Genomic DNA, 12,953 nt, shown 5'->3' with positions numbered 1-12,953 from the left:
GGTGAAAACGGAACGACGGCGCGGGATTTCGGGTCACCGGGACGCCCTGCCCAGTTCATCTTCCGTTCACTCAGGTTGCTTACGTTCCAACAGCCACTGACCTCAAACGATTGCCTGGGTAAATGGAACACATCACGCTCCTTCTCGGAATCGTGATCGTGACCGCTCTCGTGTTCGACTTCACGAACGGTTTCCACGACACTGCCAACGCGATGGCCACCACCATCTCGACCGGCGCTCTCAAACCCAAGACGGCGGTGGCCATGTCCGCCGTGCTCAACCTCGTTGGTGCCTTCCTCTCCGTCGAGGTCGCGAAAACGATCTCCGGCGGGCTCATCAACGAGAGCGGCATCACGACAGAAGTGATCTTCGCGGCGCTCGTCGGCGCGATCCTCTGGAACCTGTTGACCTGGCTGATCGGCCTGCCGTCCAGTTCCTCCCACGCGCTCTTCGGCGGCCTCATCGGCGCCACCCTGATGTCGGTCGGCACCTCGGGAGTCAACGGCAGCGTCGTCATCACCAAGGTGCTGCTGCCCGCGATCGCCGCGCCGATCGTGGCCGGTCTCGCCGCCTACCTGGCGACGCGGCTGACCTTCAAGCTGGCGAGCAGGACCGACGAGAAGGCCACCGCCAAGGGCTACCGGGCGGGCCAGATCGCCTCCGCCGGTCTCGTCTCGCTCGCCCACGGCACCAACGACGCACAGAAGACGATGGGGGTCATCACCCTGGCCCTGGTCACCGGGAACGTGCTGGCCCCCGGCTCCAACCCGCCCCTGTGGGTCATCGTCTCGGCCGGTGTCGCCATCGCCGCCGGTACCTACCTCGGCGGCTGGCGCATCATCCGCACCATGGGCAAGGGCCTCACCGACCTCCGTCCGCCGCAGGGCTTCGCCGCCCAGACCGGCGCCGCGACGGTCATCCTGGCCTCCTCGCACCTCGGCTTCTCCCTCTCCACCACCCAGGTCTGCTCCGGTTCCGTGATGGGCGCCGGCCTCGGCCGCAAGGGCGGCGTGGTCCGCTGGTCGACCGCGACCCGGATGTTCGTCGCCTGGGGCCTGACGCTGCCGGCGGCCGGTCTGGTCGCCGCCGCCGCGGAGTTCCTGACCGGCCAGGGCAGCTGGGGCGTCGCCGCCGTCGCGGTCCTGCTGGTCGGCGGGTCGGGCGTGATCTGGTCCCTGTCGCGCCGCAAGCCGGTCGACCACACCAACGTCACCGCCGACGACCTGGACGCTCCGGTCCCCGCCGAGCCCGCGGGAGTCGTCACGACCGCCATGGCGGCGGTCTCCCCGCCCCCGGCCGGTGTGTTCCCGCACGAGGTCACGCACGCCGCGACCGGCGACATAAAGGCCACCCTCCACTCCCCCGCCGGAAACCCCGCCGAGGCGGCCCGCCCGGCCGCTTCGGTCTAAGGACGCACACGACATGAACATCGACTGGGCAGCTCTCGGCACCGTCTTCGGCGTCAGCCTCGTGGCCACCGTGGGTCTGGTGGGCCTGTTCACCCTCGGCATCGTGGGCCTCTCCAAGCAGGAGAGCGCCGCCGCTTCGGGCGGCTCCGCGGCCATGGCGCGCACCGGCGCGTACGCCTGCTTCGCACTGTGCGCGGCGGCCGTGGCGTACGGGATCTTCCTCATCGTCGCCTGAACCACGCCCCACCGAACCGCCCCGTGCTTCCTGCACGGGGCGGTTCTGCGTACACCCCGGGTCTCTGTGTGCGCCCCGCGTCCGGTCCGTGTCCGCCCCGGGCCCGGAGAGCGGCGCAGGTCAACCCCAGGTTGACGGGTGTTCTCGGGGCGTGGTGGACTGCCGGAGCCAATACGGCGGCATGGAGAGGAAGCCGGTGCGAATCCGGCGCGGTCCCGCCACTGTCACGTACCGACCCACCCGGTCGTACGGAAGCCAGGAACTCCCAGCCGCTCGTCACGTCGAACCAGGGCGCGGACCCTGAGTTAAGGACACATCGCCATGCCCGGCTGCGGAACCCGCAGTTCAGCCTCCCCCTGCCCGAGTGCCGCCCGCGTCTTCGCGTACGGCGCCGCCGCCGGACTGCTCGGCGACCTCCTGCTCGGCGACCCACGGCGGGGCCACCCCGTCGCCGCCTTCGGACGTGGAGCGGGCGCGGTGGAACGCAGGCTCTGGCGCGACCACCGCGGGTGGGGCGCACTGCACACCCTGGTCTGCGTGGGCGGGGCCGCCGGAGCGGCGGCCGTCGCCGCACGCGCCGCACGCCGCTCCCCCGTCGCTTCCGTCGCCCTGACCGCAGCCGCCACCTGGTCCGTCGTCGGCGGTACGTCGCTGGGGCGCGAGGCCCGTGCGATCGGCGGGGCGCTCGCCGCCGGTGACCTCGACGTCGCCCGCGAGCGGCTGCCGCACCTGTGCGGGCGGGACCCGCAGGCCCTGGACGGGCAGCAGATGGCGCGCGCGGTCGTGGAGTCGGTCGCCGAGAACACCTCGGACGCGGTCGTGGGCGCGCTGGTGTGGGGCGCGGTCGGCGGCGTACCGGGGCTGGTGGCCTTCCGGGCGGTGAACACCCTGGACGCGATGGTCGGCCACAAGTCGGCGCGTCACCTGCGCTACGGGTGGGCCTCGGCGCGCCTCGACGACGTGATGGGCTGGCCCGGCGCCCGGCTGACCGCCGCGCTGGCCGTGCTCGCCGGGGACGATCCCCCGGGTGCGGTACGGGCCTGGCGCGCGGACGCCGCGAAGCACCCGAGCCCCAACGCGGGCCCGGTGGAGTCCTCGTTCGCGGGCGCCCTCGGCGTCACGCTCGGCGGCACGCTGTCGTACGCGGGACGGGTGGAGCACCGGGCCGTACTGAACGGGGAGAGCGGGCGGCCCGTCGCCGTACCGGACATCGAGCGTGCGGTGCGTCTGTCGCGCCGGGTGAATCTGCTGGCGCTGGCCGTGTGTGCGGCGGGGCGTCTTGCGGCCTCGTACCTGAAGGGACGTAACTCATGAGTGGCGGCGGGCTGTTGGTCGCGGGGACCACGTCGGACGCGGGCAAGAGCGTGGTCACGGCGGGGATCTGCCGATGGCTGGTGCGGCAGGGGGTGAAGGTCGCCCCGTTCAAGGCGCAGAACATGTCGCTGAACTCGTTCGTCACGCGTGAGGGCGCGGAGATCGGGCGCGCGCAGGCGATGCAGGCGCAGGCGGCGCGGGTCGAGCCGACGGCGCTGATGAACCCCGTACTGCTGAAGCCGGGCAGCGACAGGTCCAGCCAGGTGGTGCTGCTCGGCAAGCCGGTGGGCGAGATGAGCGCGCGCGGCTTCTTCGGGACGGCGGGCGGGAAGACGTACGGGAAAGGTGTGCAGGGCGGGCACCGCGAGGCGCTGCTGGGGACGGTGACCGAGTGCCTGGCCGAGCTGCGCAGCCAGTACGACGCGGTGATCTGCGAGGGGGCCGGAAGCCCGGCGGAGATCAATCTGCGCCGTACCGACATCGTGAACATGGGGATCGCGCGGGCCGCCGACTTCCCGGTGGTGGTGGTCGGGGACATCGACCGCGGTGGCGTCTTCGCGTCGTTCTTCGGTACGACGGCGCTGCTGGCCAGGGAGGACCAGCGGTTGGTCGCGGGGTACCTGGTGAACAAGTTCCGCGGCGACGTGTCGCTGTTGGAGCCGGGGCTCGACATGCTGGAGGACCTCACCGGGCGCAGGACGTACGGCGTGCTGCCGTTCGCGCACGGCCTCGGCATCGACGAGGAGGACGGCCTGCGGGTGTCGATGCGGGGTGCGGTACGGGAGTCCGTGGTCGCGCCGCCGGTCGGCGAGGACGTGCTGCGCGTCGCGGTGTGCGCGGTGCCGCTGATGTCGAACTTCACGGACGTGGACGCGCTGGCCGCCGAGCCGGGTGTGGTCGTACGTTTCGTGGACCGCGCCGAGGAGCTGGCCGACGCGGACCTGGTGGTCGTGCCGGGGACGCGGGGCACGGTCAAGGCGCTGGCGTGGCTGCGGGAGCGCGGGCTCGCCGACGCCCTGGTGCGCCGGGCGGCCGAGGGTCTGCCGGTGCTGGGGATCTGCGGCGGGTTCCAGGTGCTGGGGACGCGCATCGAGGACGAGGTCGAGTCGCGGGCCGGTGTCGTGGACGGGCTGGGGCTGCTGCCGGTGCGGGTGCGGTTCGCGCGCGAGAAGACCCTCGCCCGGCCGGTGGGCGAGGCGTTGGGCGAACCGGTGGCGGGTTACGAGATCCATCACGGGGTGGCCGAGGTCTTTGGTGGGGAAACCTTCCTGGACGGGTGCCGGGTGGGGTCCGTGTGGGGCACCCACTGGCACGGGTCGCTGGAGAGTGATGCCTTTCGGCGGGCCTTCTTGCGGGAGGTCGCCGCGGCGGCCGGGCGGCGCTTCGTCCCGGCGCCGGACACGAGCTTCGAGGCGTTGCGCGAGGAGCAGTTGGACAGGCTCGGCGACCTGATCGAGGAGCATGCGGACACGGACGGACTGTGGCGGCTCATCGAGTCGGGCGCCCCCGCCGGGCTGCCGTTCGTGCCGCCGGGGGCCCCGGAGGTCCACGGATGAGAAGTGCCGTGCGCGCAACGCAAGTTGCGACTGTGACAGCTGTGCCAAGAACCACTATGGAGGTCGCATGAGTACCAGTGCCCCTTACCCCTTCACCGCGATCGTCGGGCAGGACGACCTGCGGCTCGGGCTGCTGCTCAACGCGGTGTCGCCCGCCGTGGGCGGTGTGCTCGTGCGCGGCGAGAAGGGCACTGCCAAGTCGACCGCCGTGCGTGCGCTGTCGGCGCTGATGCCGCAGGTGCCGGTGGTGGACGGGTGCCGGTTCTCGTGCGACCCGGCCACACCCGACCCCGTGTGTCCCGACGGACCGCACCCGGGGGCCGACGGCGTGTCGCGCGACGCGCGGATGGTGGAGCTGCCGGTCGGTGCGTCCGAGGACCGGCTCGTGGGCGCGCTCGACATCGAACGGGCGCTGGCCGACGGTGTGAAGGCCTTCGAGCCGGGGCTGCTGGCCGACGCGCACCGCGGGATTCTGTACGTCGACGAGGTCAATCTCCTCCACGACCACCTGGTCGACCTCTTGCTCGACGCCGCCGCCATGGGCGCTTCGTACGTCGAGCGTGAGGGTGTGTCCGTGCGGCACGCCGCACGGTTCCTGCTGGTCGGGACGATGAACCCCGAAGAGGGCGAACTGCGCCCGCAGTTGCTCGACCGGTTCGGGCTGACCGTGGAGGTGGCCGCGTCCCGCGACACCGACCAGCGGGTGGAGGTGGTACGCCGCCGGCTGGCGTACGACGACGACCCGGCGGGCTTCGTCGCCAAGTGGGCGGGCGAGGAGGCCGATCTGCGGGAGCGGATCGTGGCCGCACGCGCACTGCTGCCCCAGGTCCGCCTCGGCGACGACGCGCTCCGGCAGATCGCGGCGACCTGTGCGGCCTTCGAGGTCGACGGGATGCGGGCCGACATCGTGATGGCGCGCACCGCGACCGCGCTGGCCGCGTGGGCCGGGCGTCAGGACGTACAGGAGGAGGACGTACGGCAGGCCGCGCTGCTGGCGCTGCCGCACCGGCGGCGGCGCAACCCGTTCGACGCGCCGGGCCTCGACGAGGACAAGCTCGACGAGACGCTGGAGCAGAACAGCCCCCCGCGGACCGACGAGGACGGCGACGACCCGGACACCGACCCGGACGGGCCTGGCGGCGGCGGTCTCCCGCCGCAGCGCGACGGCGGCGGCGGCGGCAGCCCCGACGCCCCGGAGCAGAGCGGGTCGGAGCAGGACGACCTGCCCGAGCCGCCGGCGGATCAGCCCGAGCAGCAGCCCGCCCCCGCCGGGCAGGGCGGTGCGGAACAGCCCCCCGCCCAGTCGGCCGAGCCGTTCCGCACCAGGATGCTGAGCGTGCCGGGTCTCGGCGAGGGCGCGGCGGGCCGCAGGTCCCGCGCGCGTACCGAGCACGGGCGTACGACAGGGGCTCTGCGCCCCCGGGGCGCGCTCACCAAGCTGCATCTGGCGGCCACCGTGCAGGCCGCCGCCCCGCACCAGCACGCGCGCGGACGCACCGGACGCGGCCTCGTCGTACGGCGGGACGACCTGCGGCAGGCGACGCGGGAGGGGCGCGAGGGGAACCTGGTGCTCTTCGTGGTGGACGCTTCCGGTTCGATGGCGGCCCGGCAGCGGATGAGCGCGGTCAAGGGTGCGGTGCTGTCGCTGCTCCTCGACGCGTACCAGCGGCGGGACAAGGTGGGTCTGGTGACCTTCCGCGGCAAGGACGCCGAGGTGGCGCTGCCGCCGACCTCGTCGGTGGACGCCGCGGCTGCACGCCTTGAGCTGCTGCCGACGGGCGGCCGTACGCCGCTGGCGGCGGGCCTGCTGAAGGCGCACGAGGTGCTGCGGATCGAGCGGCTGCGGGATCCGTCGCGCCGGCCGCTGCTGGTCGTGGTGACGGACGGCCGGGCGACCGGCGGCCCCGAGCCGGTGGCGCTGGCCGGGCGGGCGGCGCGGCTGCACGAGGCGGAGGGCATCGCCTCGGTGGTCGTGGACTGCGAGTCGGGCATGGTGCGCCTTGGTCTCGCGGCCGAGCTGGCAAGGGAGTTGGGCGGCACGGCGGTGACGCTCGACGAGCTGCGGGCGGACTCGATCGCCGGGCTGGTCAAGGACGTACAGGGACACCACAGCACCAGGAAGGCCGCTTAAATGCCGCAGGGACAGCCGGAATCCGTTCCGAACGACGGGCTCACCACCCGCCAGCGCCGCAACCGGCCGCTGCTCATGGTGCACACGGGCATCGGCAAGGGGAAGTCGACGGCAGCCTTCGGCATGGCGCTGCGGGCCTGGAACCAGGGCTGGCCGATCGGGGTGTTCCAGTTCGTGAAGTCGGCGAAGTGGAAGGTCGGCGAGGAGAACGCGCTCAAGGCGCTCGGTGCCACGGGCGAGGGCGGGACCGTCGCCTGGCACAAGATGGGCGAGGGCTGGTCGTGGGTGCAGCGCGACGACCAGACCGACAACGAGGAGAAGGCGCGGGAGGGCTGGGAGCAGGTCAAGCGGGACCTGGCGGCCGAGACGTACAAGTTCTACGTGCTGGACGAGTTCGCCTACCCGATGCACTGGGGGTGGATCGACGTCGAGGAGGTCGTGCGGGTGCTGCGCGACCGGCCGGGCACGCAGCATGTGGTGATCACCGGGCGCAACGCTCCGCAGGCGTTGCTGGACGCCGCCGACCTGGTGACCGACATGTCGAAGGTGAAGCACCCGATGGACGCGGGTCAGAAGGGGCAGCGGGGCATCGAGTGGTAGCACGGATCGTGGTGGCCGCGCCGTCGTCGGGGAGTGGGAAGACCACTGTCGCGACGGGGCTGATGGCTGCTTTCACGGAGCGCGGTCTTGCCGTTTCGCCGCACAAGGTGGGGCCCGACTACATCGACCCGGGCTACCACGCGCTGGCGACGGGGCGGCCGGGGCGCAACCTGGACGCGTACATGTGCGGGCCCCAGCTGGTGGCTCCGCTCTTCGAGCACGGCGCCGCCGGGTGCGACCTGGCGATCGTCGAAGGCGTGATGGGGCTGTACGACGGGGCCGCCGGGCAGGGCGAGTTGGCGTCGACCGCTCAGGTGGCGAAGTTGCTGCGGGCGCCGGTGGTGCTGGTGGTGGACGGGTCCTCGCAGTCGCGGTCGGTGGCGGCGCTGGTGCACGGTTTCGCGTCCTGGGATCCGGAGGTGCGGATCGGCGGCGTCATCTTGAACAAGGTGGGGTCGGACCGGCACGAGGAGCTGTTGCGGGAGGCCCTCGACGGGTCGGGGGTTCCTGTGCTGGGGGCGCTTCGGCGGGCCCGGCAGGTGCGGACGCCCTCTCGGCACCTGGGGCTCGTGCCGGTTGCCGAGCGGCAGTCGGAGGCGGTCGAGGCCGTGGCGGCACTGGCCGAGCAGGTGCGCGGGAGCGTGGACCTTGAGGCGGTACTGGCGTTGGCCAGGAGTGCGGGGGCCACGGGGACAGCGGCCTGGGAGCCCGGCGGGGACGCGGCGGCAGAGGTGGGGCGGGACCGGGTGGGTGCGGCTCCGCCGGGGACCGCTCCCTTGCCCGCCCGTTCCGCCCCCGGGGGCGGCCCCGTCGCCCAAGGGGGCGGGGGTCCGGTCGTAGCGGTTGCTGCTGGGGCGGCGTTTACGTTCTCGTATGCCGAGCACACCGAATTGCTCGCCGCGGCCGGGGCCACCGTCGTGCCGTTCGATCCGTTGCACGATGAGCAACTGCCCGAGGGGACACGGGGGTTGGTGATCGGGGGCGGGTTTCCCGAGGTGTACGCGCCCGAGCTGTCGGCCAACGAGCCGCTGCGCAAGGCCGTCGCCGAGCTCGCCCGTTCGGGGGCGCCGGTCGCCGCCGAGTGTGCCGGGCTGCTGTATCTGGCGCGCTCGCTCGACGGGCAGCCCATGTGCGGGGTGCTGGACGCCGAGGCGCGGATGTCGGAGAAGCTGACGCTCGGGTACCGGGAGGCCGTGGCCGTCGGTGACAGTGCGCTGGCCGCCGCCGGGACGCGGCTGCGCGGGCACGAGTTCCACCGGACGGTCGTCGAGCCGGGGGCGGGGGCCGCGCCCGCGTGGGGCATCACGCATCCGCAGCGCCGCGTCGAGGGCTTCGTACAGGACGGTGTGCACGCCAGCTATCTGCACACGCACTGGGCGGCCGCTCCCGAGATGGCGTACCGGTTCGTGGAGCGGTGCGGCCGGCCGTGATCACCTTCTCGGGCACTGCGGCCTCACTCCGCGGCGAGGCCCACCACCAGCCAGATGAAGCCCGCGCCCGCCACCGTGCACAGCAGGGTCGAGCGGGCCGGGTGGTCGTGGTGGGCCTCGGGCAGGATCTCGGCGGCGGCCAGATAGAGGAGTACGCCGCCGAAGAAGCCCAGATAGCAGCCGAGGAGTTCGGCCGGCAGGGTGAACAGGAGGGTGGACGCCGCTCCCACCACCGGGGCCACCGCGTCCGCGAACAGCATCGCGAGGGCCTTGCGGCGTTCGTTGCCGTACAGACTGGTCAGTGTGTAGGTGTTGAAGCCGTCGGCGAAGTCGTGGGCGACGACGGCGAGCGCCACCGCGAGCCCCATGCTGCCGCCCACCTGGAAGGCCGCGCCGAGGGCGATGCCGTCCATGAGGCTGTGGCCGACCATCGCGGAGGCCGCGGTCAGTCCCACTTCGGGGCGGCGGCTCTGCGCGGCGTGCTCCCCCTCCTCGCCGCCGTGCCCCGCATGGCGCCCGGCGAGCAGGCGCTCCCCCGCGTGCGCGAGGAGGAAGCCGCCGACGAAGAGGAGCAGCGCCGCCGGTACGCCGAAGACCTCGCTGTCGGCGGCCTCCAGGGCCTCCGGCAGCAGGTCCAGGCCGACGACGCCGAGCATCAGCCCGCCCGCCAGGCCCAGTACGAGGTGGCGCCGGTCGGTGACGCGCTGGGCGACCCAGCCACCGAACAGCGTCATCAGGAACGCGCCGAGCGCGACGAAGACCGCCATGTGCCCTTGCTAGTCGATGCGCGGGCCACCGCGCACCTCGGGCTGGGCCGATTCGCCGCGCGAAAGGATGTCCGGTGAACGGATCCGAACGGGTGACCGTCGGGGTCGGGGCCTGCGAGGACGCACCCGTCGAGGAGCTGTACGGACTCGTGGTGGGCGTGCTCGCCGAGGCGCGGCTGCCGCTGACGGCCGTGGCCGCGCTCGCCACCGTCGACGTCAAGGCGGACGAGCCGGCGATCGTCGCGTGCGCGCGGCGGCTGGGGGTGCCGGTCCTGTCGTACGGGGCGCAGCGCCTGGCGTCGGTGACGGTGCCCAACCCGTCGGGGCGGGCGCTCGGCGCGGTCGGCACACCGTCCGTGGCGGAGGCCGCGGCACTCGTCGCCGGGGGCGGCGGGGCCGAACTCCTCGTACCCAAAAGGAAGTCGGACCCTGTGGGGCGACCGGCCATGGCGACGTGTGCGGTGGCGCTCACGCACACCGCCCACGACCTGCGCCACCACGGCGACGCCGAAGTGCGCGGCACACAGGACCTGACCGACCTCGCGGTCAACGTGCGGTCCGACACTCCGCCGACGTGGCTCAAGGAACGTCTCGCCGCTTCCCTGGACACCCTCGCCGCCTACCCGGACGGCCGGGCCGCGCGGGCGGCGGTGGCGGCGCGGCACGAGCTGCCGGTGGAGCGGGTGCTGCTGACGGCGGGAGCCGCGGAGGCGTTCGTACTGATCGCGCGGGCGCTGCCGGCGCGGCGGCCGGTGGTGGTGCACCCGCAGTTCACAGAGCCGGAGGCGGCGCTGCGGGACGCGGGGCACGAGGTGGGGCGGGTGCTGCTGCGGGAGGCGGACGGCTTCCGGCTGGACCCGGCGGCGGTACCGGACGACGCGGACCTGGTGGTGATCGGCAATCCGACGAACCCGACGTCGGTGCTGCACCCGGCGGCCCTCGTCGCCCGACTGGCGCGCCCGGGGCGGACGTTGGTGGTCGACGAGGCGTTCATGGACGCGGTGCCGGGTGAGCCGGAGGCGCTGGTGGGGCGGGGTGACGTGCCCGGGCTCGTGGTGCTGCGCAGCCTGACGAAGACTTGGGGTCTCGCGGGGCTGAGGGTGGGGTACGTGACCGCCTCCGAACCGGAGACGATCGCGGCGCTGGAGCGGGCCCAGCCGCTGTGGCCGGTGTCGACGCCCGCGTTGGTGGCGGCGGAAGCCTGCATGTCGCCCGAGGCGCTGGCGGAGGCTTCGTCGGCCGCGGTGCGGATCGCCGCCGACCGGGCGTACCTGGTCGCCGGGCTGGGCGGGCTGGGGGCGTCCGTGCGGGTGGTCGAGGGGGCGCGGGCCTCCTTCGTGCTCGTACGGATGCCGGATGCGGCGGGCGTACGGGCACGGCTGCGCGAGCGGGGGTTCGCGGTGCGCCGCGGGGACACGTTCCCGGGGCTCGGGGAGGAATGGGTGCGGATCGCGGTGCGGGACACGGCGACGACGGACAGGTTCCTGAAGGAGCTGGCCGCTTGTGCGGTCTCCTGAAGGGGCCGGTCGCCTGGGCGGTCTCCTGAAGGGGCCGGTCGCCTGGGCGGTCTCCTGAAGGAGCCGGTCGCCTGGGCGGTGCGAGGGGGCGGGTTCGCCGCAGGCGCCGGTGGGCGTTGAGGTGCGGGGCTGCGCCCCGTGCGGGGACCGGGTCCGCATGTCCTCCGTCTCCCCGGAGGCCTTGAGGATCTGAGGGCCAGGGAGGCACCCCCTCAAGGGGCCGGGGTTTCCCCCGCCGGGCAGAGATTGCCCTCCACCTTGCCCAGCAGGCGCAGCAGCTCGGCCCGCTCGTCCTCGCTCAGTCCCGCCAGGGTGCGTTCCTCCAGGCTCGCCCACGCCTCGGCCACCCGCGTGTGCAGCTCGCAGCTCTTGTCCGTCGCTTCGACCAGGGACGCCCTGCGGTCCTCCGGGTCCGGGCAGCGGCGGACGTGGCCCGCCTGTTCCAGTCGCTGGAGGGACTTGGTGACGGTGGAAGGATCGAGGCCGACCGCCTTGATGAGCTCGGACTGGCGCACCGGTCCCGCCCGCCACAGGTGCATCATCACGAACTCCTGCCCCGGGTAGAGCCCCAGGCATCGCAGCACCCGCCCCGCCGCGGCCCGGTGCAGCCGGGCCACCACCGACAGGGAGTGGCTGACCGGACCCCCCATGGCGGCGCTGGGGAGGGACTCGGGACACAGGGGATCGGACGTCATGGCGGTTCCTCGGCTTCTCGGATCCCGGCTTCCCCGGTTCCTGCAAAGTAGTTCCCACAGCTTAACTTGGCCGACCAATTAATGCGCTACAGTGACAGCCGTCGGACATTACTTGGCCGACCAATCATTCAGAACCGTCCGCATGCATCCGTTGCCTTGGGGGCAAAACGTCATGACCAGCACCGCGTTCGAGTCCTACGACCTCGCCGGCACCACCCTCGCCAACCGCATAGCAATGGCTCCGATGACCCGCAGCCGGTCCGGTCGGAGCGGGGTGCCGACCGAGCTCGTGGCCGAGTACTACGCCCAGCGTGCCTCCGCCGGGCTCATCGTCACCGAGGGCATCCAGCCGTCCGTCGTCGGGCAGGGCTACCCCTTCACCCCCGGCCTGCACAGCGAGGAGCAGGTCGCCGGGTGGCGCAAGGTCACCGACGCCGTGCACGCCGACGGCGGCGTGATCTTCGCGCAGCTCATGCACGCCGGGAGGATCGGGCACCCCAGCCTGCTGTCCGACGGGCTCACCCCGGTCGCCCCCTCCGCCGTGACCCCGGCCGGCAAGCTCTTCGCGGGCGAGGGGATGGTGGACTTCACCGAACCCCGCGCACTGACCGCCGACGAGATCCGCGAGACCGTACGGGACTACGCCCGCGCCGCCCGCAACGCGATCGACGCGGGCTTCGACGGCGTGGAACTGCACGGCGCCAACGGGTACTTGATCCACCAGTTCCTGTCCTCCAACGCCAACCTCCGCACCGACGAGTGGGGCGTCGGAAGCGTCGAGAACCGGATCCGGTTCGCCGTCGAGGCGGTCGAGGCGGTCGTGGCCGAGATCGGCGCCTCCCGGACCGCGATCCGCGTCTCGCCCGGCAATCCGTTCAACGACATCACCGAGGACGGCGACGTCCAGGAGGTGTACGCGGCCCTGGCGGACGCCATCGAGCCGCTCGGCCTCGCCTATCTGCACACCGTCGAAATGACCCCGGAGCACCGGGAGTTCACGAAGGTGCTGCGGGCGAGGTTCTCCGGGACGCTCATCCTCAACCCGGTCACCGAGGGCCCGACCGACCACCGGGCGCTCGGGCGGCTGGACGACGGATCGGCGGACCTGCTCGCGTTCGGCGCGCTGTTCCTGGCCAACCCGGACCTGCCCGCCCGGCTGGCCACCGAGGGTCCGTACAACACCCCGGACCCGGCCACCTTCTTCGGCGGCACCGACAAGGGCTTCACCGACTACCCCGCGCTCCACGCGCAGAGCAACAGGTAGAGCCGCGAAAGCGGGTGGGGCGGGACCTCGCGAAG

Annotated in this window: 11 protein-coding genes and 1 riboswitch; of the genes, 9 read left to right on the top strand and 2 right to left on the bottom strand. The window is 72.9% G+C overall.

The features are described 5' to 3' along the window. The first annotated feature begins 122 nt into the window (after nt 1-122). The 7 genes from ACWGIG_RS29185 to ACWGIG_RS29155 all read left to right on the top strand — a co-directional run bounded on the left by ACWGIG_RS29185 (nt 123) and on the right by ACWGIG_RS29155 (nt 8,675). On the top strand, nt 123-1,409 hold the full coding sequence (locus tag ACWGIG_RS29185; protein ID WP_453324679.1) for an anion permease: 1,287 nt from the start codon (nt 123-125) through the stop codon (nt 1,407-1,409). A gap of 13 nt (nt 1,410-1,422) precedes the next feature. Then, complete coding sequence (locus ACWGIG_RS29180; RefSeq protein ID WP_453324678.1) at nt 1,423-1,644, top strand: hypothetical protein; 222 nt, start codon at nt 1,423-1,425, stop codon at nt 1,642-1,644. Nucleotides 1,645-1,782: 138 nt separating this feature from the next. After that, a riboswitch (cobalamin riboswitch) is annotated at nt 1,783-1,929 on the top strand. 36 nt (nt 1,930-1,965) lie between these two features. Further along, the gene (locus ACWGIG_RS29175; RefSeq protein WP_453324677.1) at nt 1,966-2,958 is read left to right on the top strand and encodes a cobalamin biosynthesis protein; all 993 of its coding nucleotides are present in this window, start codon (nt 1,966-1,968) and stop codon (nt 2,956-2,958) included. Beyond that, nucleotides 2,955-4,514: a cobyric acid synthase gene (locus tag ACWGIG_RS29170; protein ID WP_453324676.1), complete on the top strand. Its 1,560-nt coding sequence runs from the start codon at nt 2,955-2,957 to the stop codon at nt 4,512-4,514. Before ACWGIG_RS29175 ends, ACWGIG_RS29170 begins: the two co-directional genes overlap by 4 nt. A 67-nt stretch (nt 4,515-4,581) precedes the next feature. Continuing rightward, nucleotides 4,582-6,645 (top strand): putative cobaltochelatase, encoded by a 2,064-nt coding sequence (locus tag ACWGIG_RS29165; protein ID WP_453324675.1) that lies wholly within the window; start codon nt 4,582-4,584, stop codon nt 6,643-6,645. Beyond that, complete coding sequence (gene cobO, locus ACWGIG_RS29160; RefSeq protein ID WP_453324674.1) at nt 6,646-7,245, top strand: cob(I)yrinic acid a,c-diamide adenosyltransferase; 600 nt, start codon at nt 6,646-6,648, stop codon at nt 7,243-7,245. It abuts the gene before it with no gap. Further along, complete coding sequence (locus ACWGIG_RS29155) at nt 7,239-8,675, top strand: cobyrinate a,c-diamide synthase (protein ID WP_453324673.1); 1,437 nt, start codon at nt 7,239-7,241, stop codon at nt 8,673-8,675. Before cobO ends, ACWGIG_RS29155 begins: the two co-directional genes overlap by 7 nt. Nucleotides 8,676-8,698: 23 nt before the next feature. Here ACWGIG_RS29155 and ACWGIG_RS29150 read toward each other — a convergent pair whose 3' ends face one another. Then, on the bottom strand, nt 8,699-9,442 hold the full coding sequence (locus tag ACWGIG_RS29150) for a ZIP family metal transporter (protein ID WP_453324672.1): 744 nt from the start codon (nt 9,440-9,442) through the stop codon (nt 8,699-8,701). A 74-nt stretch (nt 9,443-9,516) separates the two neighbouring features. Here ACWGIG_RS29150 and cobC point away from each other — a divergent pair, with 74 nt between their 5' ends. Next, the gene (gene cobC, locus ACWGIG_RS29145; RefSeq protein ID WP_453324671.1) at nt 9,517-10,959 is read left to right on the top strand and encodes an Rv2231c family pyridoxal phosphate-dependent protein CobC; all 1,443 of its coding nucleotides are present in this window, start codon (nt 9,517-9,519) and stop codon (nt 10,957-10,959) included. Nucleotides 10,960-11,171: 212 nt separating this feature from the next. Here the strand turns inward: cobC and ACWGIG_RS29140 are convergent, their stop codons facing one another. Continuing rightward, the gene (locus tag ACWGIG_RS29140; RefSeq protein ID WP_453324670.1) at nt 11,172-11,654 is read right to left on the bottom strand and encodes a MarR family winged helix-turn-helix transcriptional regulator; all 483 of its coding nucleotides are present in this window, start codon (nt 11,652-11,654) and stop codon (nt 11,172-11,174) included. A gap of 172 nt (nt 11,655-11,826) precedes the next feature. Between ACWGIG_RS29140 and ACWGIG_RS29135 the strand changes: the two genes are divergently transcribed. Further along, a complete protein-coding gene (locus tag ACWGIG_RS29135; protein WP_453324669.1) occupies nt 11,827-12,918 on the top strand; it encodes an alkene reductase in 1,092 nt (363 codons plus the stop codon). The last annotated feature ends 35 nt before the right edge of the window (nt 12,919-12,953 follow it).

This window comes from Streptomyces sp. NPDC054863, assembly GCF_053610825.1.
This window is presented reverse-complemented; position numbering and strand designations above follow the sequence as displayed.

Coding starts and splice junctions, on each gene's coding strand:
- ACWGIG_RS29185 (WP_453324679.1), top strand. CDS start 123: ATGGAACACATCACGCTCCTTCTCGGAATCGTGATCGTGACCGCTCTC.
- ACWGIG_RS29180 (WP_453324678.1), top strand. CDS start 1,423: ATGAACATCGACTGGGCAGCTCTCGGCACCGTCTTCGGCGTCAGCCTC.
- ACWGIG_RS29175 (WP_453324677.1), top strand. CDS start 1,966: ATGCCCGGCTGCGGAACCCGCAGTTCAGCCTCCCCCTGCCCGAGTGCC.
- ACWGIG_RS29170 (WP_453324676.1), top strand. CDS start 2,955: ATGAGTGGCGGCGGGCTGTTGGTCGCGGGGACCACGTCGGACGCGGGC.
- ACWGIG_RS29165 (WP_453324675.1), top strand. CDS start 4,582: ATGAGTACCAGTGCCCCTTACCCCTTCACCGCGATCGTCGGGCAGGAC.
- cobO (WP_453324674.1), top strand. CDS start 6,646: ATGCCGCAGGGACAGCCGGAATCCGTTCCGAACGACGGGCTCACCACC.
- ACWGIG_RS29150 (WP_453324672.1), bottom strand. CDS start 9,442: ATGGCGGTCTTCGTCGCGCTCGGCGCGTTCCTGATGACGCTGTTCGGT.
- ACWGIG_RS29140 (WP_453324670.1), bottom strand. CDS start 11,654: ATGACGTCCGATCCCCTGTGTCCCGAGTCCCTCCCCAGCGCCGCCATG.
- ACWGIG_RS29135 (WP_453324669.1), top strand. CDS start 11,827: ATGACCAGCACCGCGTTCGAGTCCTACGACCTCGCCGGCACCACCCTC.